Origin of the sequence: Colwellia sp. MB3u-8 (assembly GCF_014076985.1) — a bacterium.
In the GTDB taxonomy this organism is placed as follows: domain Bacteria; phylum Pseudomonadota; class Gammaproteobacteria; order Enterobacterales; family Alteromonadaceae; genus Cognaticolwellia.
Genome location: NZ_JACGVA010000058.1, coordinates 56,731 through 81,114 on the forward strand (window position 1 = coordinate 56,731; position 24,384 = coordinate 81,114).

At 39.5% G+C, this 24,384-nt stretch carries 22 protein-coding genes and 2 tRNA genes; 13 read left to right on the plus strand and 11 right to left on the minus strand.

The genetic code is table 11. From position 1 onward, the window contains the following. Positions 1–34 precede the first annotated feature (34 nt). Together ptsP and rppH are read right to left on the minus strand one after the other, a co-directional pair. A complete protein-coding gene (gene ptsP / locus H4J54_RS05005; protein WP_182189831.1) occupies positions 35–2,311 on the minus strand; it encodes a phosphoenolpyruvate--protein phosphotransferase in 2,277 nt (758 codons plus the stop codon). Positions 2,312–2,520: 209 nt separating this feature from the next. After that, on the minus strand, positions 2,521–3,027 hold the full coding sequence (gene rppH / locus H4J54_RS05010) for an RNA pyrophosphohydrolase (RefSeq protein WP_182189832.1): 507 nt from the start codon (positions 3,025–3,027) through the stop codon (positions 2,521–2,523). A 216-nt stretch (positions 3,028–3,243) separates the two neighbouring features. Between rppH and mutH the strand changes: the two genes are divergently transcribed. Continuing rightward, positions 3,244–3,921, plus strand: coding sequence for a DNA mismatch repair endonuclease MutH (mutH, locus tag H4J54_RS05015; protein ID WP_182189833.1), 678 nt, complete (start codon positions 3,244–3,246; stop codon positions 3,919–3,921). Positions 3,922–4,063: 142 nt separating this feature from the next. Further along, on the plus strand, positions 4,064–5,509 hold the full coding sequence (locus H4J54_RS05020; RefSeq protein ID WP_182189834.1) for a sensor domain-containing diguanylate cyclase: 1,446 nt from the start codon (positions 4,064–4,066) through the stop codon (positions 5,507–5,509). 142 nt (positions 5,510–5,651) lie between these two features. On the opposite strand, the gene H4J54_RS05025 is transcribed toward H4J54_RS05020, so the two are convergent. The 6 genes from H4J54_RS05025 to H4J54_RS05050 all read right to left on the minus strand — a co-directional run bounded on the left by H4J54_RS05025 (position 5,652) and on the right by H4J54_RS05050 (position 12,835). Continuing rightward, entirely contained in the window at positions 5,652–6,542 is an 891-nt protein-coding gene (locus H4J54_RS05025) for a D-hexose-6-phosphate mutarotase (protein WP_182189835.1), read from the minus strand. A gap of 427 nt (positions 6,543–6,969) precedes the next feature. Then, positions 6,970–8,229 carry an amidohydrolase family protein gene (locus tag H4J54_RS05030; RefSeq protein WP_182189836.1) on the minus strand — a complete coding sequence of 420 codons (1,260 nt, stop codon included), beginning with the start codon at positions 8,227–8,229 and terminating at the stop codon, positions 6,970–6,972. A gap of 1 nt (position 8,230) precedes the next feature. Further along, positions 8,231–9,622: an amidohydrolase gene (locus H4J54_RS05035; protein WP_182189837.1), complete on the minus strand. Its 1,392-nt coding sequence runs from the start codon at positions 9,620–9,622 to the stop codon at positions 8,231–8,233. Positions 9,623–9,917: 295 nt separating this feature from the next. After that, the gene (locus H4J54_RS05040; protein ID WP_182189838.1) at positions 9,918–10,226 is read right to left on the minus strand and encodes a DUF1289 domain-containing protein; all 309 of its coding nucleotides are present in this window, start codon (positions 10,224–10,226) and stop codon (positions 9,918–9,920) included. Between the two features lie 92 nt (positions 10,227–10,318). Next, complete coding sequence (locus tag H4J54_RS05045) at positions 10,319–11,875, minus strand: SulP family inorganic anion transporter (protein WP_182189839.1); 1,557 nt, start codon at positions 11,873–11,875, stop codon at positions 10,319–10,321. Positions 11,876–12,163: 288 nt separating this feature from the next. Further along, complete coding sequence (locus H4J54_RS05050) at positions 12,164–12,835, minus strand: GntR family transcriptional regulator (RefSeq protein WP_182189840.1); 672 nt, start codon at positions 12,833–12,835, stop codon at positions 12,164–12,166. A gap of 324 nt (positions 12,836–13,159) precedes the next feature. On the opposite strand from H4J54_RS05050, the gene H4J54_RS05055 reads away from it, so the two are divergent. The 6 genes from H4J54_RS05055 to H4J54_RS05080 all read left to right on the plus strand — a co-directional run bounded on the left by H4J54_RS05055 (position 13,160) and on the right by H4J54_RS05080 (position 18,550). After that, entirely contained in the window at positions 13,160–14,899 is a 1,740-nt protein-coding gene (locus tag H4J54_RS05055) for a Na+/H+ antiporter NhaC family protein (protein ID WP_182189841.1), read from the plus strand. 496 nt (positions 14,900–15,395) lie between these two features. Then, complete coding sequence (locus H4J54_RS05060; RefSeq protein ID WP_182136551.1) at positions 15,396–16,133, plus strand: DUF1538 domain-containing protein; 738 nt, start codon at positions 15,396–15,398, stop codon at positions 16,131–16,133. A 42-nt stretch (positions 16,134–16,175) separates the two neighbouring features. After that, positions 16,176–16,946: a DUF1538 domain-containing protein gene (locus tag H4J54_RS05065; RefSeq protein WP_182136552.1), complete on the plus strand. Its 771-nt coding sequence runs from the start codon at positions 16,176–16,178 to the stop codon at positions 16,944–16,946. Next, positions 16,946–17,296 (plus strand): P-II family nitrogen regulator, encoded by a 351-nt coding sequence (locus H4J54_RS05070; RefSeq protein WP_182136553.1) that lies wholly within the window; start codon positions 16,946–16,948, stop codon positions 17,294–17,296. The genes H4J54_RS05065 and H4J54_RS05070 overlap by 1 nt, the downstream gene beginning before the upstream one ends. Further along, positions 17,293–17,694 (plus strand): CBS domain-containing protein, encoded by a 402-nt coding sequence (locus tag H4J54_RS05075; protein WP_182189842.1) that lies wholly within the window; start codon positions 17,293–17,295, stop codon positions 17,692–17,694. Before H4J54_RS05070 ends, H4J54_RS05075 begins: the two co-directional genes overlap by 4 nt. Positions 17,695–18,073: 379 nt before the next feature. Continuing rightward, positions 18,074–18,550, plus strand: a complete 477-nt coding sequence (locus H4J54_RS05080; protein WP_182189843.1) for a methylated-DNA--[protein]-cysteine S-methyltransferase — start codon at positions 18,074–18,076, stop codon at positions 18,548–18,550. A 14-nt stretch (positions 18,551–18,564) separates the two neighbouring features. On the opposite strand, the gene H4J54_RS05085 is transcribed toward H4J54_RS05080, so the two are convergent. Then, complete coding sequence (locus tag H4J54_RS05085; protein ID WP_182189844.1) at positions 18,565–19,221, minus strand: GNAT family N-acetyltransferase; 657 nt, start codon at positions 19,219–19,221, stop codon at positions 18,565–18,567. Between the two features lie 541 nt (positions 19,222–19,762). Here H4J54_RS05085 and H4J54_RS05090 point away from each other — a divergent pair. Next, a complete protein-coding gene (locus H4J54_RS05090) occupies positions 19,763–20,107 on the plus strand; it encodes a hypothetical protein (protein WP_182189845.1) in 345 nt (114 codons plus the stop codon). A gap of 279 nt (positions 20,108–20,386) precedes the next feature. On the opposite strand, the gene trmB is transcribed toward H4J54_RS05090, so the two are convergent. Then, positions 20,387–21,112 (minus strand): tRNA (guanosine(46)-N7)-methyltransferase TrmB, encoded by a 726-nt coding sequence (gene trmB / locus H4J54_RS05095; RefSeq protein WP_182189846.1) that lies wholly within the window; start codon positions 21,110–21,112, stop codon positions 20,387–20,389. Positions 21,113–21,269: 157 nt separating this feature from the next. Then, positions 21,270–21,608 carry a YggL family protein gene (locus tag H4J54_RS05100; RefSeq protein ID WP_182189847.1) on the minus strand — a complete coding sequence of 113 codons (339 nt, stop codon included), beginning with the start codon at positions 21,606–21,608 and terminating at the stop codon, positions 21,270–21,272. A gap of 297 nt (positions 21,609–21,905) precedes the next feature. Here H4J54_RS05100 and mutY point away from each other — a divergent pair, with 297 nt between their 5' ends. From mutY to H4J54_RS05120, 4 genes are all read left to right on the plus strand, one after another. Further along, on the plus strand, positions 21,906–22,988 hold the full coding sequence (gene mutY / locus H4J54_RS05105; protein WP_182189848.1) for an A/G-specific adenine glycosylase: 1,083 nt from the start codon (positions 21,906–21,908) through the stop codon (positions 22,986–22,988). 46 nt (positions 22,989–23,034) lie between these two features. Beyond that, positions 23,035–23,307 carry an oxidative damage protection protein gene (locus tag H4J54_RS05110; protein ID WP_182189849.1) on the plus strand — a complete coding sequence of 91 codons (273 nt, stop codon included), beginning with the start codon at positions 23,035–23,037 and terminating at the stop codon, positions 23,305–23,307. A gap of 488 nt (positions 23,308–23,795) precedes the next feature. Continuing rightward, positions 23,796–23,871, plus strand: a tRNA-Phe gene (locus tag H4J54_RS05115). Between the two features lie 114 nt (positions 23,872–23,985). Next, positions 23,986–24,061 (plus strand) — tRNA-Thr (locus H4J54_RS05120). Positions 24,062–24,384: the final 323 nt, after the last annotated feature.

The following is a 24,384-nucleotide window of genomic DNA, read 5'->3' on the forward strand; positions in this document are numbered from 1 at the left end:
TTTATAATGGCGCAATAACAATATTAAGAAACGCTTATTGTAATCTGGCATGCACAAAGTCCCCTAAACCTAATTTAACTAATTGCTCATGCAGATAACTATGTACATCACTGGTATTGGTCAAGCTCAATACTCGAACTAAAATTTGTTTTAACTGCTGATAGTCAACATGGCGAATAACCCATTTAACTTTCGCAAGACTATGAGCGCTCATGCTCAAATTTTGGTAACCCATGGCGATCAATAAAAGCGCACCGGTCGGCTCATTGGCTAATTCTCCACAGATACTTAATGGCACATCTCGATGTTGACTTTTTTCTGCGATATGGTGCAGCGCACGTAAAACCGCAGGGTGATAAAAATCATATAAACTCGCTACGCGGCTATTGTTGCGATCAACAGCCAATAAATATTGAGTTAAGTCATTACTGCCAACAGAGAAAAAATCAACTTTATCCGCTAAATCTTCTAACTGAAATATAATGCCTGGCACTTCAATCATCACGCCCACTTTTGGCCGTTCTAAAGCGTCATTTTCATTACAAAATAATTCTGAGGTAAGCTCATAATACGCTTGATTAATCAGCCTATTGGCTTCATCCACTTCAGTGATACTAGAAATCATAGGTAACATAATAGCTAAGTTACCCAGGCCATAATTTGCCTTCATCATTGCTCGCACTTGCACTAAAAATATTTCAGGATGATCTAAGGTAATTCGAATACCACGCCAACCTAAAAAAGGGTTAGCTTCAATAATGGGGAAATAAGGTAGCGACTTATCACCACCAACATCTAAAGTTCGCATGGTGACAGGCTTGTCTGGGAATGACGCTAAAACTTGCTGATATAACTCGGTTTGCTCTGATTCAGACGGAAAACAACTACGATTCATAAAGGGAATTTCAGTACGATATAAACCAACACCATCGGCACCAACATTTTGTGAGTATTCAAACCCTGCCGATAAACCAGCATTAATCAACAAGCTGACATGATGACCATCTTGGGTCGATGCCGGTAAATGTTCTTCCTCTTTTACTTGCGCGTATAATTTATTTTCTGCCGCTACAATATGTCGATACTCATTAATCAGGGCATCTGCGGGAGTAACATACAGCTGGCAAGCATAACCGTCTAAAATAGCCTGTTTTTTATGCAGCTGACGAATAGCAAGATAATCAACGCCCATAATCGCTGGAATATTCAACGCTTTCGCTAAAATAGCCGTATGAGAATTATTTGAGCCTGTGATTGAAACAATGCCCAACAGCCCAAGATGTTGGTATTCAGCGAGCATGGCTGCACTAACATCTTCTGCAACCAGTATAAATTGCTCAGGTAATTGCTGATCCTGTTCTGCCAAGTTTTGAATATTATTTAATAATCGATTACCTAAATCTTTAATATCGTAGGCACGCTCTCGCAAGTACTCATCTTCCAAGCTTTCAAACTGCATAACATAGCTATCAACAACCAATTTCAAAGCACTTTGTGCATTCCAAGCCAGTTTAATTTTAGCAATAACTTCAGCTTTAAAATTATCACTTTCAAGCAACTGCTTATAAACATCAAAAATATCGAGACTGTTATCTGAAATTATCGCTTTTAATTTTTCACTCATTTGAGAAAACTCAGCAAATGTGCGACTTGCTGCATCATCAAAAATCATGAGTTGCTGCTGATTATCACTGACTTTGTTAAGCGCTATTTTAGATAAATCAGCTTTAGGGTGCACCACAATCATTTCACCAATAGCCACTCCTGGTGAGCCGCCTATACCAGCAAGGTTTTTAGCCATATTTTGGCTATAACTTAATTCAATCATACCTTGCGCTTCAACACTGGCTAATGCGGTGGCAAGCTGCGCCGATAACGTGACCAAAAATGCTTCTTCATTTTCGTTAAAAAAACGTGCCTGTTCTTGTTGTACGGTTAATATACCCAAGACTTTGCGCTGATGAATAATTGGCGTACCTAAAAAAGCTTTAAAATGCTCTTCTTCGACTTCTGGCGCATGAATAAAATCTGGATGTTGCTGAGCGTTGGCAATATTAATCGGCTCTTCACGTTGCCCGACTAAACCCACCAGTCCTTCAGTAAAACCGATACAAGTTCGGCCAAAAGCATTTTTGGCTAGACCATTAGAGGCCATTAAAATGAAATGCTGCTTTTCGTGATCCGCTAAATATACTGAGCAACATTGGGTGGAGAGTGCGTTTTTAACCTGACTAACTAAACGTAATAACGCTTGGTCAAGCTCTGAAGCCTGACTAAACTCTAGAACAATTCGACGCAAAATAGTAAGCATTACCATCCCTTTAGATAAGTTGTTTTGGACTCTTCAATGCTACAGAGATACAAAGCCGCGTGATTGAAGTAACCGATGCTAATTTAACAGCTATTAATGAAGTCTGTTATGTCATCCATAATCATAACTAATTCAATAATTTTAAACTAAATAGCTCACCGAAGTGAGCTATTTTACAAGACATAATAATAATCTAGGCTGAACAATAATCAAGCACGACGTCGACGACGCTCTTGACGATGACTAGGCATTGCCGCTAAAGCAAATTCTTTCATCACCTTGCGATAAACCTCGCGTTTAAATGACACAACTTGCCTAACTGGATACCAGTAAGAAACCCAACGCCAATCGTCAAACTCAGGATGATTTGAATGCAATAAATCAACCGCTGATTCTGGAGCGGTCAATTGCAATAAAAACCACTTCTGCTTTTGACCAATACATACGGGTAAACTTTCGTGCCTAATTAATCTTTTTGGTAATTTATATCTTAACCAATTCTTAGTGGTCGCTACAATTTTAACATGTTCAGGTTTTAAACCGACTTCTTCATCTAATTCCCGGTACATAGTTTGCTCTGCAGATTCACCCTCATCAACGCCACCTTGTGGATATTGCCAAGAATGCTGACCAAAACGCCTTGCCCAAAATACTTGTCCTCTGTCATTGATTATTACTATGCCAACGTTGGCTCGATAGCCTTCGGCATCTATCAAAGGAACTCCTGACAGCATTTAATAATGCTTTGATTCTTCCACATTCTGCACTTTTGGGCAAACACTTATTAACACAAAGCACCACAATATGCCGGTATTAACCCTTGTTTGTTCATAACATTTCACATGTTTAACATGTAACAAAAAATAATTGCCTTGCTCAAAGACTCAAAACTGAATGATAATGGGCTAAACAACCTTGATACAGAGCCAGCCTTGAATAGCAATAAAAGCCCTAAAAACGAAGCAGAGTTACTCATACGAGCACAAAACCTTGCTGGTATGTCGCTAGGGGAAATTGCAAAATTGATTAAGGTTGCAGTACCTAAAGACCTAAAGCGTGATAAAGGCTGGATAGGCTTATTGCTAGAGCAAGTATTAGGCGCTAGTGCCGGCTCTCGACCAGAGCCCGACTTTCCACATTTAGGCATTGAGCTAAAATCATTACCTATTAATTATCAAGGTAAGCCCTTAGAAACTACCTTTGTCTGCGTTGCCCCATTAACAGGTTTAGTTGGCGCCCAATGGCAAACAAGTCATATTCGTAATAAAATCGCGCGGGTGTTGTGGGTACCTGTTATCTCTGAACGTAACATAGCAATCGCTGATCGTATTGTTGGCACAGCTTTTATTTGGTCGCCTTCACCAGAAGAAGAACACCTGCTCGCCCTCGACTGGCAAGAACTCACTGATATGATAGTGCTAGGGGATGTAGAAAATATTCATGGTAAGCATGGGCAAGTTTTGCAATTGCGGCCAAAAGCGGCAAATAGCCAGGCGAAAACCCAAGCATTTAATCGCCTGGGTCAACCCTTTATGACCTTACCTCGTGGCTTCTATTTAAAAACGAGCTTTACACAGGCGCTACTAAATAAGTACTTACGTATTAACTAGCTATTTCATTAGGTATTCATTAGCCATAAGCTCATCGCTAACATGATTGAAATACTCAGTTAATTGTAAAAATTCGTAGCTAAAATTGACTAACCACGTTATAAACACTCAAACATTGACACTAGGTATTATTATCTCCCCAATGAAGTTCGGTAATAAATTTGATCGCTACATAGCTGTAATATTTTTCGTTACAATCGCTACCGCTATTGTCACCTCTTATTTCACCTTAAAAGACGTTATTAATAAGCACAATAAACAAGTGCAAAGTGCTATAACGCCACTATTTTCTTTAGTCGCTAGTGAAATACTTCGCCCTTTAAATGTGGCAAACTTTATGGCGAATAATCATTTTATTATTGATTATGCCAATCAAGAAAAAATAGAAAAAGACTACTTAGCTTCTTATCTAGAAAAAATTGCCAAGTCATATCATATGGTGGCATTTATTGCCTTGGAAAAACATAACTTGATGCTCGACTCTAATGGTCGAGAATCCATGTTAAACAGTAACAAAACTGAATGGTATAGTCGCCTCAAAGAATTACCAGGCGAGCAATTTACTGACATAGGTAATTCTGAAGATCCACATTTATACTTTGATAATAAAATTCGCAATATCGACGGTGAGTTTATCGGCTTTACCGGCGTAGCCATTGACCTAAATTATTTTTCCAGTAAATTTCAAGAATACAGTGATCGCTTCGGTTTTGAATTATTCTTTGTTGATAGTAATAATATTATTACCTTATCTTCCAATAAAATTTTGGAATCAAAAAGCCATCATCGCCAAAATTTAATCACGCGATTAAATGATTTGCCTTGGCACCAATCGCTACTTAAACATAATGCCACAGATATAAACTTAAGCTCAGATCTCATCTATACCACTGATGAAGGTTTGCTAATTTCTCAAATGCCGATAAAAGAGCTTAATTGGCGCATGTTTATTGTCTCGCCGCCGGCTGATCAGCAAAGCGAATATTGGGAAATATTTATCGGACGCTTTCTGCTATTCTTCCTGGTCGCCATGCTTTTTTATATGATGCTTTTATCTAGTATAAATTATTTAAAATCACGATTAATTAAGCAGGCAGAAACTGACCATCTAACCCAACTGCCGAACCGCAGCCATATTCATTGGCGCTTTAATCATATTGTTAAAACCAATGAAAACCTTTGCCTAGTGTTAGCTGACATTGACAATTTCAAAAATATTAATGACAGCTACGGACATTTAATTGGTGATGATGTATTGCGAATTATTGCTGAGCAATTATCCCAAACCATACGAAAGGTTGACGTGGTAGGTCGCTGGGGCGGCGAAGAGTTTGTGATGTTGTTACCTGAAACAACCGCCAAACAAGCACATATTATTGTTGAACGCATTAGGAAAAATATCGCTGATATTTCTTTTCCTATATCAACGACTGGCAGTTCATTTACCACCACAATTAGCTTCGGTATTTGTGAATTACCGGTGAAAAATAAAACCATCAAAGATTATATTGAAAGTGCCGATAAAGCGTTATACCAAGCTAAAAGTAATGGCAGAAATGAAAGTGTTATCTTTACTAACACAACTTAAACTAGGGTTAGATAAATCCTTTAATAACAATGCCTTACATAATAAAACATCAAGTGTAGTGGTTTAAAAAACACGGTTCAAAACATCAGCTTGAGTGCATCACACAGCGATATGATAGTGTAAAAAAAAGGTGTAGAAAAAGCTATCCTATCGCCTTTAATTTAATGATTTGGCTGATGCTGACACTCGTTTGACTAGCTATTGCTTGCCAGTGAGTATTTGCGGCTTCTAGGCAAATAAATTCATTTTCACCGTCAGCATGTAAATCAGCCATAGTTTTAGCCTCTTCGCCCGGATTCCATACTACCCACTGCTGACAACCTTGGCTCGATACTTCAATCTCTCGTTGCCACTTATGGTCAACAATAACCATGCGCTTGTTGCTGTGATAGATACGGTCAGTTGGGCCGAGACAATTTTTTAACCCTGATTGTTGGCCATTGCTGCCACTGAGTTTGTCATCATATAGCAGATCATTTAACGCTGGAATTTGTGTCTCCTGTGCATTGCCAACACAAAAATAGCTATGTAATGCACCGGTATATGCTAGCGTTTGCTCAGATAAATTTTTCATGGTTAAGGTTTGTACAAACGACTCATCAAACACCAGTGTTTGTGTTAATTCAAAAGCGCTCGGCCAATGGGGTGAAAGTTGCTCGCCGGTGAGTGATAATGTTATTTCAACGCCAGACACTAGCAGTTTAATATCAGCGATTTGCCATTGGCTTTGCCTAGCAAAGCCATGATTACTGACTTTATGTAACTCACCATTAGGTAATTTCACCTCTCCACCAAACCATGGCCAGCATAGTGGCACACCACCGCGAATGGCTTTGCCTGAATGATAGTGACTAGTCTCACTCAACCAAAACACCGGTTTTTGGCCCTGAGGTTGCCAACTTAGCACTTGGCCACCATACAAGCTTACCGAGCCTTGACCCTTTTGGTGAACAAACCGTAGCGCTTGTAGGCCTTTTGCCAACTCATACAACTCAATATGACCAAATTCATTTTCTAACAATACTTCTAGCATTTTTTATCTCTAAAATTTATATGTCTGTGGTTTATATGCCTGTGGTTTACATATCTATGGTTTACATGTTCGCCATTTACTTGGCTATAGCCTATATTTCTGTACTACTTGCACAGGGAAAGTGTCAGTTAACTCAAAACTGACGGCATAAAGACCCAACTACAACTGATCATTAGCTATTGAAACTCACTAACTGATACCAGTAATAAGCAAAAAAATTTATTATCGTAATGTAAATAATGGGTATTTTAGACAATTAAAAAGATGGATGAAAGCGTTAAAGTATTCCAATCGACTTTCAATGGCTTAGTTCAGTAGTGCAGTTCAACTGTTCAGTCGTTCAGTTCAGTTCAGTAGTAAAGCGTAAATTACACAAAAAAAAGCCACGTATTAACGCGGCTTTGATAGTTCACATTATATACTCAAATTACTTTAGGTAAGCTTTCGGCATATCGCTTGGCGTTGTATAGCGATCGCGCAACGCATCTTGGCGGCTTTGAGTCGAATATTCTTGCCCATCAATCCACATCTGACTAACCTTGGTGCTTAATTCAAATGGATCAGCACTCCATAAAACTAAATCAGCTGTTTTCCCAACCGCAATGGTACCACTGTCAAGATTAAAGGCCTTGGCAACATTAGCGGTTACCGACGCAAGAGCATTGTCACGTGATAAGCCATTGGCTATAGCATTGCCGACATGAAAGCGCAATTGATAAAGGTTGTGCGTATCACCATTTACGGTCAAGGCCACACTCACCCCTGCTTGCGTTAACTTAGCCGCATTTTCAAGTGACGCATGTAAAGCATCAAAACTGCCCGGTAAGTTATCTAACGCTGTCATCACAACAGGTACTTTAGCATCAGCAATTTTATCCGCAATTAATACGGCATCCGCTGCGCCCACTAGCACTAAATCTAGTGAAAATTGCTCTTTCATTTTTAATAAAGCCAAAAGATCAGTGGCACGGTCAGCATAAGCGACCAAGGCTTTTTCACCTGCGAGTAGGGCATTAATGACTTGCGCTTCACGACTTGGCTCTTTTGCTTCTTTTTCATCTTTCGCGTTTTTAGTTTTCTTGTTTGCTTTCGCTAATTCCTTAACCGCATCTTCAAATTTAAATTGTAGATTTTGTAAGCTTAATGCGCGCGAACCTTTACTTTTCGCGCCTAAGTCAATCACCACACTATTGTTATTCATCCGAACACTATCAAACTCTCCAGACAGGTCGGCAACAAAAGTTTGGCCTTTAAACATATCGTCACCGCCGCGAGGCGCAACAACATTACTAGTAATGCCACCTTTACGGCTATAAGGAATAACCGTAGAACGTGGGTTAAAGGCTAAACTTGCATCAAAGGTAATATTAGCTTTTTTATCGCTAGCGTCACGACTACGTGAAACCGCACTCACTTCTACTAAGCCTAATTGGTTCATTGAGCCAATTAAACCTGGAGTTAAAATTTTTCCTTTCGCGTCAATAATGCTATCAGCGTTAATTGTCTCAGGATTAATAGCAATCACTTTGCCATCTTCAACGACTACTGTGGCATTCTCAAGTACACCTTGCTCTGTTACCGTGTGTACTGTGGCATGAGTAATAGCAAAGCTTTGTGCAAAACTTGCGCTTGAACTCGCTAGTGCCAAAGCAATTAGCGATGATTTAAATAATGTTAACTGTTTCATTTTATTCACCTTCTCTTTGACCCAACATGAAATCACTTTTCGCTTGGTATTTTTCATCAAAGCGGTCATATACTTTTGCACCGTCAACAAATACCTGTTCGGCTTGTGCATAAACACTAAATGGATTTTGATTCCAAATTACTACATCAGCATTTTTACCCATTTCTAAGCTGCCGGTTTTATCCGCTAAACCCAAAGATTGTGCTGCATTTGCCGTGATCCAGGTTATCGCCAATTCTGGCGCTATATCAAAACCGTTTTCGTTGGCACGATACATAACCTTACCCGCTTCTTGGTTCAAACGTTGGATGGTACTAGCCGAGTCAGAATGTACTATTGCGCAAGAATTTTTTACAGCATCAACAATAGCTGCATTTTCGTGCACCATATCATAGGCTTCCATTTTAAAACCCCACCAATCTGGCCACATTGCTGCGCAGTTGCCATTTTCAGCCAGCGTATCCGCTATTTTATAAGCTTCAATAGCGTGATGAAAAGTACCTGACTGATAATTAAACTCTTTACCTAGATCTATCATCATCGCCATTTCTTCAGCTTTATAACAATGGTTATGAATTAAAATATCACCATCGAGTACACCTTTTAAGGTATCTAACTCAATATCACGCTTAGGGGCGGCAGGGTTTTTACCGGCAGCATAATCAGCGTCATATTTCTCCCACGCACGTTTGTATTCGGTTGCTTCTGCCCAAGCCATGCGGTAACCGGCCATATTACCCATACGCGTAGAAGGTAATTCTTTACGCACACCGTAAACCCGCTTAGGGTTCTCACCACAGGCCATTTTTAAGCCATAAGGTGCCGCTGGAAATTTCATACCTTGCATAGTCTCACTAGGTACATTGCGTAATGTAACACCGCGACCACCAAATAAATTGGCTGAACCTGGTAAAATTTGTAAGGTGGTAATGCCGCCAGCGCGCGCTTTTTGAAAGCCAGGGTCTTGTGGCCAAACGCTGTGCTCAGCCCATACTTCAGAAGTATTAGGCGAACTCATTTCATTCCCGTCAGAATGTGACTCAACCGAGGGGCTTGGATATACCCCTAAGTGTGAATGTACATCGATAATACCTGGGGTTATCCATTTGCCATTAGCGTCAATTTCAACCGCGCCCTCGGCAGATAAGTTGTTACCAATTTTATTAATTTTACCGTCTATCATTAAGACATCGGCATTTTCCATACGGCTACCTGTACCCGTTAATACCGTCGCGTTTTTAATCAGCGTAGTTTGTAACGGTAATACTTTATAGGTGCTTGGGTATGGGTTTTTATTAATAACAACTTTTTCGTCTTGCTGTTCGCTTTGCAAACAACCGGTCAAGGCAACAGAAAGTGCTGCCATCACTAACGATGGTAGAAATTTTTGCATAAATGTATCCTGTTTTGCTCCACACAGCATAGAAAAACATTATGTTATTCAGCCGAGTTTGTATGAGCTTATTATAATTGGGTCTAAGTGATTTAACGTAAATATGAGGTTAATACCAATCTCACTAATTACCTGATCATTTTTACTAGTGAAAATAACCAACTACTGCGCGTTAGCACAATATTAATAACTAGAATATGATGAATTGTCTTCGACAACAAGTCAGACATATGGGGGAGTTGAGCAATTGCGTTGAACTGCCAACTATCTGCGATAAATGGGCGCTAGTGGCTATTTAAAGCTCAAAATCGCTAAAGTCATCATCGCTGCTGTTGTTGTCAATCTGAGACTGGCTTGGGGGTTCAAATAGCGAGGTTTGCTTATTTTCAACAGTCACTTCAGCTACTTTAATTTTTGCTGGCTTGGTTTTACGATTTTTACGCTGCTGGCAACGTTTTATGACTTTTTGACGCTGATTGGCATCTAATGAAAGCCAATTTAAGCGTTCGTCCCGGGTACGAAAACAGCCCAAACATTGGCCTTTGTCATCAGACTGACAAACACCAATACAAGGGCTAGGGACATCAAAAAATTCTAACTGCATCTCATGATACTTTATGTAATATCCATTAAATTAAATTTGGCCATTGGGCAGATACCATTAAGTATCTACCCAATATAAACCTAAATGCTCATTTAACCCAGTTTGTCAGTAGCGATAAAATACTCAGGATCTTCAATCACGTTGATTTCTACTAAGCTACCGGCTTTAGTTAACAGTTGCGTACATTCTTTACTTAAATGTCTTAAATGCATTTGCTTGCCGTGACTAATATAACGATCGGCTAACGTATCAATGGCTTCAATGGCTGAATGGTCAGCAACACGTGAGTCTTTAAAATCAACAATAACGTCGTCACTATCACCTTGTAAGTCAAATTGCTCTAAAAAGCCAGAAACTGAACCGAAAAATAACGGCCCAGAAACGTCATAAACCGTTGAACCTTTGTCATTTATTGAACGATTAACAACGACATGCTTGGCGTGTTCCCAAGCAAATACTAAGGCGGAAACAATAACACCCACCACAACGGCTATCGCTAAATCAGTGGCAACAGTTACCCCAGACACTAAGATAATAATGAAAGCATCGGCTTTTGGCACTTTGCCTAAAATACGAATACTCGACCATTCAAAGGTACCAATGACGACAATAAACATAACACCAACAAGCGCTGCTAGTGGAATTTGTTCAATTAAACTCGAGCCAAATAAGATAAAGCCCAGTAGCGCAAGTGCCGCTGTAACACCTGACATACGACCACGGCCGCCTGAATTAACGTTGATCATAGATTGACCTATCATCGCACAACCACCCATGCCACCGAAAAAGCCAGTAACGGTATTTGCTGCGCCTTGTGCAATACATTCTTTATTACCATGGCCACGCGTACCGGTTAATTCATCAATTAGCGTTAACGTTAGTAATGATTCGATTAAACCAATAGCCGCTAAAATTAGGGCAAAAGGTAAAATTATTTGGAAAGTTTCAAAACTAAATGGCACGCTTGGAATACTAAATTGTGGTAGACCGCCGGCAATAGAAGCCGCAGGATCATTGGTCATATCACGAACAAAATCGACTACTGTACGAGCATCTAAATCAAGGCCTTGCGCTAAAAGTGTTACCACAACAATAGCAACCAATGATGACGGTATGGCTTTAGTCAACTTAGGCAGAAAGTGAATAATCGCCATAGTTAACAAGATTAGGCCAAACATAACAAGCAATTGGGTGCCTTGCATCCAGGCTAAAACGCCCGCATCGTTAGTGACCTTAAATTGCCCTAACTGAGCCAAAAAAATCACAATAGCTAAGCCATTAACAAAGCCAAGCATAACCGGATGCGGCACTAAACGAATAAACTTACCAAGCTTAAATAGGCCAGCGAGTATTTGCAGCACCCCGGTTAACACTACCGTGGCAAATAAATATTCGATACCATGAATAGCGACTAAGCTTACCATCACAACGGCCATTGCACCGGTAGCACCAGAGATCATCCCTGGACGACCACCGAATATAGCCGTGATTAAACCCACTATAAAGGCGGCATATAGACCAACAAGGGGTCCAACACCGGCAACAAAGGCAAATGCTACGGCTTCAGGTACTAACGCTAAAGATACCGTTAAACCTGATAAAACATCATTTTTTAAATTTGCCACTTTACTGGCGTGTAGTTCAAACATTATTTTCTCTACTTTGATTAGAACATCAAAAATACAAGCGTAATTTTACAATCGAGCTTGGTTTTCAAAATTAGCTTGTATTTAAATACTTTGGTTTCCCCAAAAAGCCTTAATGGTAGGCAATTCAAGCGAAAAATAAACGAAAATCGCTATTTTTTGGGGTTTGAAGGCGCGGGTATACTATAGATACATAGGTGAAAAGTCAATATTCGTTCAAAAATACATCAAAGTTAACGGGGCGATATCAAACTTAAAAGCGTTGTTTTATTAAGGATTTAACAGCGATAGTTAACCATTAATTATCGCTTCACGTTCATTTAAAAAAGCTTTGATCTCATCACGAGAACCGAGAATATGTTGCTTTAATAATGCCACCGCTTTTTCAACATCACGAGCTTTGCAGAGCGCTAAAATTTCATTATGTTCAGATTCTGCTTTAGAAATACCACCAGCCCAAAGCAAGTGCATACGAATATAACGGTCCGCATTTTTGTTCAGGGTACTGACCAAAGCTTGTGTTTGTGGGCGTTCAGCTCCAGAGTATAAGCAATGATGATAATCAGAATTGAGCTTACTCCAAGTATTAACCGCGTTTTCTTTACCTAGAGCCTTATTGAGTTTGTTCAATAACTGTGTCGCCTCTTCCAGCTTTTCATTGCTGATCTGTGGTAACGAATAGGCTAATAAATCAGCCTCTAACATGGCTCGTAATTCAAAAAGCTCATCTACTTGATCAGCATTGAGCTCAGTTGCGGTGGCACCTTTATGAGGCTCAAAATCAACTAAGCCTTCACCTTCTAGCTGCAGCAATGCTTCTCTAACAGGGATTCGACTCACATTTAACTCAGCGGCAAGCGCGGCTTGTCTTAAAGGCTGACCCGCTTTAATCTCGCCACTTAATATTTTTTCTCTGAGTGTTTCGACAATTAATTGAGTTCTAGTTTTATATACAATGCTCATATTGGGCTTCCTAAAAATATTACCGCTATTATAGGGCTCCACAGGTTAAAAACAAAATAATAGCGCAATATCTAGTCTATTAAATGCTTTTTTTTTTGCTTCAAACTTGCTTGTAGCGCATTAAATTGGCAGTCAATTAAATATCATGAGTGCTTTGATTCATTACTCGGTTAATTTTACGCTTAATTTTCTTTTATACCCTAAAAATTCTGTTATCGTAAACTTAAAATTATGACCCTTGGGCTCACTTGCTATTGCCTTTAACTAAGGTAAGTAAAACAAAAAGTCTCAAACAAATAACAATAAAAATAAAAGAGTACCTGTATGCCAAAAAACAATAGCATCGCCTTAGTGGCCTTTATTTTTGCCATTTTATCCGCCATTTATATTAAACAATTTATCTCGCCACAATGGGTAGAACAAAGTTATGTTTATGATGTCAGTACCAACAATAGCGCTGTTTCAAGTTATATTTATAAGGGTCAAAAAGTTATTATTGAACAGGTTGTTGACTATCAAAGTTCACCACTTAACCAAAGTAACCTAAGCAATCTAAGTAACCTGAGTAATTCAGCAAATTCACCCGCACTTGAACAACAATGGGTTCGAGATGAAAAACAGCAATTAAAACTACTCAAACCCGCCTTTCATTTTGGTGTTTGGTCACTCCTGCCCGCCTTTATAACCATTGCATTATGCTTATTAACCCGTGAGCCACTAACGGCATTACTCGGCGGCGTAGTCGTTGGTGCCATTATGTTAGGGCGCTACGACTTAACCGACAAAGTTATTATTCCTAATCTTGCTAAAGAAGGCACTGCCGCACTGCTATTACTGTATTTATGGCTGTTGGGTGGTTTATTAGGTATCTGGTCTAAAACGGGGGCAGCACAAGCTTTTGCCAATTACATGACCAAACATTTTGTTAAAGGCAAAAAGTCGGCAAAACTGGTTTCATGGTTATTGGGCATATTATTTTTCCAAGGTGGCACTATGAGTACTGTGTTAGTTGGCACTACCGTCAGACCTCTAGCAGACAAGGCGAAAGTGAGTCACGAAGAAATGAGTTACATTGTCGATTCAACCGCATCACCTATCGCCTCAATATTAGCCTTCAATGCATGGCCTGCCTATGTTCAAGCCTTGATATTTATTCCTGGTGTTTCTTTTTTAGCCACAGAAGCAGACCGGATCAGTTTTTTCTTTCAAAGCATTCCCTTTAGCTTTTACAGTATGTTTGCGGTTGCCGGGACTTTGCTTTTAAGTCTTGATATCACCACTTTTTCTGGTAAACGTATACGAGCAGCAAAGCTACGTGCTGAAACAACCCATCAATTAGATGCCCCTAGTGCCAAGCCTTTAAGTGCAAAAGAATTACAAAGTACTGATATACCTGAGGGTTATAAACCGCATGTGCTTGAATTTATTTTACCTTTAGTCACCTTAACAACAATTGCCATTGGCAGTTTTGTTATGCTGGGCTCACCTAAAATTAATTGGGCTTTTGGTGCCGCTTTAGTACTTTCTGCGGTTATTGCCTTAATAAAAGGGATGTCGTTAAATCATGTGGTTGATGGTTTTGGTAACGGATTAAAGGGCGTAGTGTTCGCGTCGGTCATTTTAATGTTAGCGGTGATTATTGGCAGTATCAGTAAAGAAACCGGTGGTGGCTTATTTTTGGTGTCTTTACTTGGCGAGCAACTGCCTTTTTGGATTTTACCCGTTATTTTGCAACTTATGACTATGATTATTGCTTTTTCTACTGGCACAAGTTGGGGCACTTATGCCATCGCATTTCCTTTAGCCATGCCATTAGCTTGGGCCATTTGTCAAAGCCAAGGGGTAGCTGATCCTGAGCTATTTATGATGCTCTGTTTTGCCTCCGTGCTCAATGGCAGTGTTTTTGGCGATCAATGCTCACCAATTTCTGATACCACTATTCTCAGTGCCATGACCACAGGCTGTGATTTAATGGACCATGTGAAGTCTCAATTAGTCCCCGCAACACTGGCGGCCTCATTAGCAGGAGTGCTATGGACCCTAACCGCTTACTTTTTCGCCTAGTTAATGTTCTAGGGATAAGGTATGGGTCATATGACATAGGTTATTGCTCATAGCTTAAGTTTATTGGCTATTGCAAAAAATAATCATCACGCAGTTTGCCTTAGCAAAAAAACTGTATGGGTTAGGTCACTCTTGATTTAAGCTGAACTGCAAATAAGCTATGTTATCTAACAACGCTTGCTTAGTGGATATCAGTCTTGTTAGTAGCAAGTAATCACTTATTATTACTTGCTACCCTTGCCTTTATACCCCAATACCTTAATACCTTAATACCTTAATACCCCAAAGCAATACTTTCATACCCAGAAAAATTTCGTCATTAAATTCTTCGTTATTAAAATCACCGTTTAATCAATATCATACCAATTCAGTTGTGCAAAACTGCTGATTTAAACCTCAGTAGATTAACAATAAGCTGCTAGCTTGTTTTGGATCAAACTTTGTTTCATCACGCTCAGTATAATAAAGTTTTACCTTGGTATTTTTCACTAGCGATATGAAACAACAGTTAATTATTTTCCTCAAAGCGCTTTTTGGTAGCTGTAAAGACTTACTGCCCATAGTGCTAGTGATCGCATTTTTTCAATTTGCCGTGTTACAACAACCTATGCCAAACCTTAGTGATATTTTTGTTGGTTTGATTTTAGTGATATTGGGTTTAACCTTTTTCATTTATGGTTTAGAGATGGGCTTATTTCCTATTGGTGAGTCTATGGCAAAAGCGTTTGCGCAAAAAGGCAGTACAACTTGGCTGCTAATATTTGCTTTTTGTTTAGGCTTTGGCACCACAGTTGCCGAGCCTGCCCTGATTGCGGTTGCCAGTGAAGCAGCGACTGTTGCGGCTAGTGGCGGTATTATTGGCGCAACAGACATTGCACAAAACGAATACGCTAATGGTTTGCGTTATACCGTAGCCTTTGCTGTTGGCTTAGCGATTGTTATTGGAGTTTTACGTATTCTTCGTGGTTGGCCAATACAGTATCTTATTTTAGGTGGCTATGTGTTAGTGGTTATCATGACGTCATTTGCACCAACTTGGATCATCGGCATTGCCTATGACTCAGGCGGTGTGACAACCTCAACCATTACCGTACCTTTAGTCACCGCACTGGGTGTCGGCTTAGCATCAGCAATTAAAGGCAGAAACCCTATGATAGACGGTTTTGGTTTAATTGCCTTTGCCTCACTTACCCCAATGATTTTTGTCATGTTATACGGCATGGTATTAAGCTAATGAGCGCCATAAATTTATTGCTTCAGCTCGGAGCACACTAGCTTGAATTTGCTAATAGAGTTCTTCGATATATTAAAATCAACCGTTATTGACGTATTACCTATTTTATCGATTATTGTTATTTTTCAATTATTGGTGATACGCCGCCCTATTCCCAACATAAAACAAGTTGGCTTTGGTTTTTTCTACGTCTTAATTGGCTTAGCGTTTTTCTTATTAGGTTTAGAAAAAGCCTTGTTTCCACTAGGAAAAATAATGGCTGAGCAATTAACCGCTAGCGAATTTATTAACGCGGGCGCTGTCATCAGTTGGACTGACTATACTTGGGTATACATTTTTGCCGCTGCCATAGGTTTTAGTACCACCATTGCCGAGCCCTCACTTATTGCCGTGGCATTAAAAGCAGAAGAAGTCTCTGGTGGCGGTATTCGGGCTAACAGCTTACGCATTGCGGTAGCTATAGGTGTTGCCATTGGTATCGCTTTAGGTAGCTATCGCATTGTTGTTGGCCACCCCATACATTACTACATTATATCGGGTTATATCGTGGTGGTTATTCAAACATTTTTCTGTCCAAAAATGATTGTACCCTTGGCATATGACTCGGGTGGTGTCACTACATCAACCGTTACCGTGCCACTAGTCGCGGCTTTAGGCTTAGGTTTAGCGAGTACCATACCCGGCAGAAGCCCTTTAATAGATGGTTTTGGCCTGATTGCCTTTGCCAGCTTATTTCCAATAATTGCAGTCATGGCCTATGCACAAATTAGCCAACTACAAACCAAAAAACTAACTGAAAGTGAGAATAAGTAATGCACTTTAAATTGATCATTGCATTCATTGAAGATGAGGTTACCGAAAAGGTAATGAAAGAAGCTCGTATGGCCGGTGCTACGGGTGCCACAATAATTAATCATGCCCGTGGAGAAGGTATTAACCGCCAAAGAACATTTTTTGGCCTGCAACTAGAGTCCCAACGCGATGTATTATTATTTGTTGTTGAAGAGCATTTGTCTCGAAAAATTTTAGAACGTATCGCTAAAATCGCAGGTTTTGATGAAGAACCCGGTAAAGGTATTGCCATACAAATTGATATTGAAGATGCCGTAGGGGTTGCCCACCAAGTTGAGCGTTTAAAAGGTAAAATTGAGGAAGAACTATGAACGCTAAATTAGTGCAAGTAAAAGACGCGATGACCACTGACAGCTATCACTTTACCGATGGCATGGTCACAGTAGCCGAAGGGATAAAACTGGCAAAAAAACATCATGTTTCCGCGTTAATCATTAACAAACGCCATGAGAATGACGAATATGGCTTAGTGTTATTGTCAGATATTGCTAAGCAAGTTATCGCAAAAGATAGGTCACCTGAGCGGGTAAATTTATACGAAATTATGGCTAAGCCATTACTGTCAGTTTCACCCGATATGGACGTGCGTTATTGTGCACGCTTATTTGAGCAGTTTGGTATTAATACCGCCCCTGTCGTTAAAGACCAGAAAATACTAGGCTTAGTCAATTATACCAACATGGTACTGACTTTATTAGGTGAAGACTAATGAGCTAGCCTTTGGCATTAAAAGCAGCTTAAACCTGAGCTAATTAAGTTGCTTTAAGCTGAACTCATAACGTTAAATTATTTGCGCTATTGCCAAGCTATTTTAAAATAAGCAGCCAAGTTTATCGCTACTTTATACTTTAGGTCTTGTCCGATTACCGCCAGTGATTTACCTTAGCTAGCGTATGATCAAAAAATATCACCCACCAGAGTAATAAGACAAATATGTTAAGTGTTGAGGTATGTGAAAGTGCGCGCTTATGCGGCAATATATTTATGGCAGTCGCTGGCAACTCAAAGCTAATGACACCATTTCATTACTCAATATCATGACTAAATATTAGCCCTAAATGTCAGCACTAACACTGAGGAAGCTTTAAATGTATTACTGTACTTATCAATCACCCTTAGGTGAAATTGCCTTAACGGCAAACGACAATGGCTTAAGCGCACTGGCTTTTCAAACCGGAAAGTCACCAATTACACTGGCCGGTTTGACTGAAGATAAAACTAAGTTCAAGCAAGTCATCCAACAATTAACTGAATATTTTGACGGTGACAGAAAACACTTTGATCTACCGCTAGCGCCTACTGGTACCAATTTTCAACAGCAAGTTTGGCAAGCCTTAATGCAAATACCTTGTGGCAAAACCAAAAGTTATGGCTGGATTGCCAAGCGTATTAATAATGAAAAAGCGGTTCGCGCGGTCGGTAGCGCAAATGGCGCAAATCCCATTGCGTTAATCGTGCCCTGCCATCGTGTTATTGGTAGCAACGGAAAGTTGACCGGTTATGCCGGTGGTTTGGCATTAAAGGCAAAATTATTAATGCATGAAGGGGCGCAATTTAGGGTTTGATACAGATTAGCAATTTAATCTTTTTTACGATACATATACAAAGGAATCTCGGCTTCAAATCCTAACTTTTCATATAAAGGTAAACCCGCCTGAGAAGCTTGTAAGCTGAAAAAGTGCGCACCACTTTGCTTAGCATAGGCAATTAAGTGCTGCATCATCTCCTTCGCTAAACCTTGAGCACGAAAAGCAGGTAACGTCGTCATTTGGTGCAAACCCATGGTATCACCGGTTTTATGTAGAATGGCAGTCACGGCAATGTCTTGACCAATTTTTAGCGACAGTAGGGTATTATTTACATTTTTAGCCAATGTTTTGATCACATTAGCATCAATTTCATAATCAAAACCTAATCCACAAGCAAAAGCCCAGCGAGTAAAATCAGTTTCAAGCGCTACCCGTGGCGATAAATTAGCAGTTAAGATAGTCTCTAGCTTTAAATTCATCAATGTTAGGTGGGAACGAGTAAACTGCTCTGTTTTAATAGCATCAATACTGAGCCATACTTTTTTACCTAGCTGATTAAGAGTAGGCTCAGCAGTAGCACTAAAGCCAGCTTGCCAATATTTATTAGGCCAACGGGTATGACAAACATAGTCACCCTCAATGTTATAAGGCATGGTTAACAAAAAACTATCTAGATTCGCAATGTTTGCGCTAATTAAGGCCTTCATTTTGCTTCCTTATTAATTAAAATTAAACCAGCAATCATCATTATAATCCCAAGTAATTTTTGCTAATCAACTTGCTTGACTAGACGTTCAAAAAAACCAAAGTGGCTGATAGTAATAAAGGTGTTCAGTTAATTAAAGCTATGGCTGATAAAGCGCTAAGTAAAATAGTAAAATAGTAAAATAGTAAAAGCCGAAGATAAAACATCTCCCCCTGCAAATCAATTAAATACGGCAACTGATGCTTTGATTAAAGCAATAGCACAGCACCAATAGCATTAGAGTAAGCTCTAACGGTTAGCAAATTGCGGCTCCTTCACATCCATCTAATCGCGACATAACCGACATACTCTAGATAAAAATAGAAAGCTTAACCGTTTGCTATTTTTATTTTTTCATATTGAAAACGCTAAAATCGTCAGGGCAATTTATAGTCATTTTGTTAAATAAACAGCGGAAGAAATAGCGCTATTAAAAATTTAACCGCGAGCCAATTTACTGTTATGATGTCGCTGATATTTAACAAAGATACTAGAGTATAGTTTTGGAAATAATTGCACTTATCGCGGTTTTATTTTTAGCTTGGCTAATTTGGCAGCTTCGGCGGGCTAAGCATTTCACCAAATTTAAACGTCAAATAATACAAGAGCTAAAACCAAAAGTTATTGCCAATATTATTGAGGAAATGGCCGAAACACGTTCAGAGCTACATCCCAATACCACAGCCCATCAAGCAGCAACTATTAGTTATTGGAGCGCTTCTGCCGGCAGAGTATTACAAGCGGCATTAATGCGAGAAATTATTAACCAGCAATGGTTAAAAGAAACCGGTAATTTGCGTAACAGTCAGCATTTATTTCATATTGAACAAGATAAACTACACCGCTAGAACATAGCTTTCAGTTAAAAAACACCTGTCTGTTTATCTTGTGAACATCACGTTATGCGTGTGCTGTGCGGTTGTCGGACTGAAGTCCGACCTACAAAACAATCGCCTAAATCTACATTATCACACGTAAGCTCGATGTAGGATGGACTTTAGTCCATCAACTTTTAAAATTCAGCCAAACTGAACTTTATAGATCACCCACAAAAAAAGAGCGTATTCGCTCTTTTTTTTCACTGACAGTGTTATCACTAACTCAGTGTAATAACCAACTCATCAAAATTAATCAAGTTTGGTAAATTGTAGATCCCAAACACCATGGCCCAGGTCTTGACCGCGGTTTTCAAACTTAGTTAACGGACGAGAGTCTGGTCTTGGTACATAATCATTGTTCACTGATAAGTTTTTAAAACCAGGCGATGATGTCATATCTTCTAACATGCACTGGGCATAATTTTCCCAGTCAGTTGCCATGTGAAACACACCACCGACTTTCAGCTTTTGACGAATAGCTTCAACAAAACTTGCTTGAACAATACGGCGTTTGTGATGCTTTTTCTTATGCCAAGGATCAGGGAAAAATAATTGCACGGTCGTTAACGACTCAATAGGAATACAATCGGCTAAAACCTCGATAGCATCGTGCTCGTAAACTTTTAGGTTATTAACACCCTCTTCTTGGGCTAAGCCAATACAAGCGCCAACACCTGGACGGTGAACTTCAACACCAATAAAGTTAAGCTCAGGGGCATTTTTAGCCATTTCAACTAAAGATTTACCCATGCCAAAACCAATTTCTAGCACAATAGGGTTGTCATTACCAAACAAAACTTGAGGATCGATCAATCCGTCTTGATGTTTCAATCCCATCGTATCCCAAAACTGCTCTAACGCTTTTGCTTGGCCATTAGTCAGGCGGCCTTCGCGCTTAACAAAGCTACGTACTTTTCTAATGTACTTGCCTTCTTGTTCTGCTTGTTCAACGGTTTTATGGCTTCTGTCTATCATAATGCTATCTATTATTTACTTACGTCATCAAAATTGGGGCGCTTATTATCCTTGTTTAATGACTAAAACTCAATCACCGCATAATGCCTATCAAGATCTAATTGTACGCCCGTAAAGTTATTTAACCTTAGCTCGGGTTAATATCGTTTGTTAAGGACTACTCTGCCCACCAAACGTCGTATAATGGGCCAACAGTCACTGAGCTTGCGCCATTATCTGTTAACCACTTTTCTACTAATTGGCGATGTGCTTCAGTACATTTACCCAGTTTTTGAGTACAAATTAAACCATGCCACAAAGTATCACCTTCGCCGCCAAAACCTAAGCCGTTTGGATCTATAGTTTCATCGAAAAATTTAGTTAAAAATGCATCAACTGCTTCATTGTCAGCGCCTTCATCTAGTTGCCAAGCAATATCAAAACCTAGTTCTTGGTACTCATCAACACGTAATTTTTTACGTAAACGATCACTACGATTTTTTGCATCTATTTTCATCTTTTATTCCTTACAGTTAGGTTTAAAGCAAACACGATAGCCGTTTCGCTTTAAGGTGCAGTTTCAGAGCTAAACTCTCTACAGGCAAGCCGATAAAGGGTAGTGTCCGGCGATGTGGGTTTCGACAATAGCACCACTATTCTCTTCAATACATGCCAGGTAGCTAACCCTTTCTCAATTTGCTGAAATCTACAGCTTGAAGTGGAGCGGGTATATATTAACTAACTGCGAGAGGATAGAGGCAATAGAAATTTTTGCAATGAAAATTTCAGCTTTATTCGCTACACTGTCGCCAATATGACAAATAAAACTACTATCTCAGCCAAATCTGCGCAACAATTTAGCGACCAAGTACTATCATGGTTTCAGTTGCAAGGCAGAAAACACTTGCCGTGGCAGCAAGACAAAACACCTTATCGAGTTTGGATTTCAGAAATTATGCTGCAGCAAACGCAAGTAGCAACCGTGATCCCATACTATTTAAGATTTATGGAAAGCTTTCCTAACATTATTGATTTAGCCAATGCCGATGAAGATAGCGTGCTACATCACTGGACCGGGCTTGGCTACTATGCACGAGCACGAAACTTACACAAAACAGCAAAAAAAATTCGTGATGACTATCAAGGCAATTTTCCTGAAAATATTGACGAAGTAATAGCGCTTCCTGGTATTGGACGCTCTACGGCAGGCGCAGTATTAAGCTTATCCTTAAACAAACATCACGCCATTTTAGACGGCAATGTAAAACGGGTTTTAGCCCGCTGCTATAAAGTACAAGGACATACTGGCCAAGCCATTTATGAAAAAACCTTATGGCCCATTACCGATGCATTAACACCAAAACTTGGCGTGGCGCAGTTTAACCAAGCCATGATGGATTTAGGCGCTATGGTTTGCACACGCTCTAAGCCCAAGTGTGACATTTGTCCGCTAAAAAGCAGTTGTTTAGCTCAAGCTAGCGATGAACAAGCAAATTATCCACAAAAGAAACCGAAAAAAACCATACCAGAAAAACACACTATTATGGTGATACCACGTGTTGACCAACAAGTATTGATGGAAAAACGCCCTCCAGCAGGAATTTGGGGCGGCTTATGGTGCTTCTTAGAGTTATCGGACCTTGACCAGTTACCGCATTTATTAGCAGAGTTAAACCTAAAACAAACAGCAACATTTGCCTTAGATAAGTTTCGCCATACCTTTAGCCACTTTCATCTCGACATAGAAGCCATAGTGATAGATTGTGAAATGTTACCGGCAAAAGAAATTAGCGAAAATAGCACATTGCAATGGTACAATTTAGCCACAGTCGCATCAGTTGGTTTAGCCGCATCGACACAAAAATTAATTAAACAGCTTGAACAACTTCCTGTTTAATTTTTATATGCATTTATTCATCCCTTAGACAAAAAGAGACCTTATTATGAGCCGTACCGTTTTTTGCCAAAATTTACAAAAAGAAGCCGAAGGCCTTGGCTTTCAACTTTATCCGGGCGAAATAGGCAAACGTATTTTTGATAACATTTGTAAAGAAGCATGGGGTCACTGGCAAAAAAAGCAAACCATGCTGATAAACGAAAAGAAAATGAATATGATGGACCCTGATGACCGCGCATTTTTAGAATCAGCCATGGTCGCCTATCTCTTTGAAGGTAAAGAGCCTGAAATCGAAGGCTTCACACCAGAAAAAAAATAATTACCTAAAAATAATGATCTAATAAGGGGATAAGTTAAAATATATCCCCTTTTCTTTCTGCCGTTTTTAGTTAACACCTGACTGATAAGTTTTTTAATACCTGCTTTCGCCACAAAGTTAATGGTTACCGCCACTGTTAATGTATTTTTTTCATTTATTTCTTATATTTTTTGCTTTACTGCTTAAGAGTCCCTAGCCTATTTTACCTACAGATATTAATAAACAACTTTTTTATCGCGCCTGAACAGCATTTATCCTGATTACCCATGACACTGCATAAACAAATTAATGACGATATTATCGGTTATAAATAGAAAAACTCAGCCTAAATTGCTCCATAAAAGCACAATACGTTGAAAAAAACGGCAAACAAACATTTATTTAAAAAAAAGGGTTGACGGGGTAAACGAAAAACAGTTTAATACGCCCCGTCTTCAAGGCACAGCCAAGAAGACAATGTACAGAGCAATCATTATGATTGTTAATGTGCCTCGATAGCTCAGTCGGTAGAGCAGAGGATTGAAAATCCTCGTGTCCCTGGTTCGATTCCGGGTCGAGGCACCATTTACACTTTTAGCTTTTTATTAAGTTAAATGTAGAATCAACAAGTTCCGATGTTGATTCGGTGCCAAGATAGTTAGTTCAATAGAATATAATTATCGCACACGTTCTTCGTGTGCCGACTTAGCTCAGTTGGTAGAGCAACTGACTTGTAATCAGTAGGTCGCCAGTTCGACTCCGGCAGTCGGCACCATTTATTCTCTTCGGAGAAGAAACGAAACCTTAACAGCAATGTTAAGGTTTTTTTTCGTCTGCAATTTGTCGTTTGATTAAATTCTCTAATACTTTCAATGACACCAATAAACGCCCCCTATTCTATTCTGCCCTCTATACGTAATTGCCCCCCTTTTCGAAGTACACACCATTTGGCATATCCTAACTAAGTCACTAATATCTCTGAGAATAAGAAAGCTTACTTTGATTGGTTTATCTATCCGAAAATAAATAGGTCTAAATACCAAACAAGATTAATTAATTGCCCAAGCTCATCCAAGCTATTGCGCATAGACTCGTTAC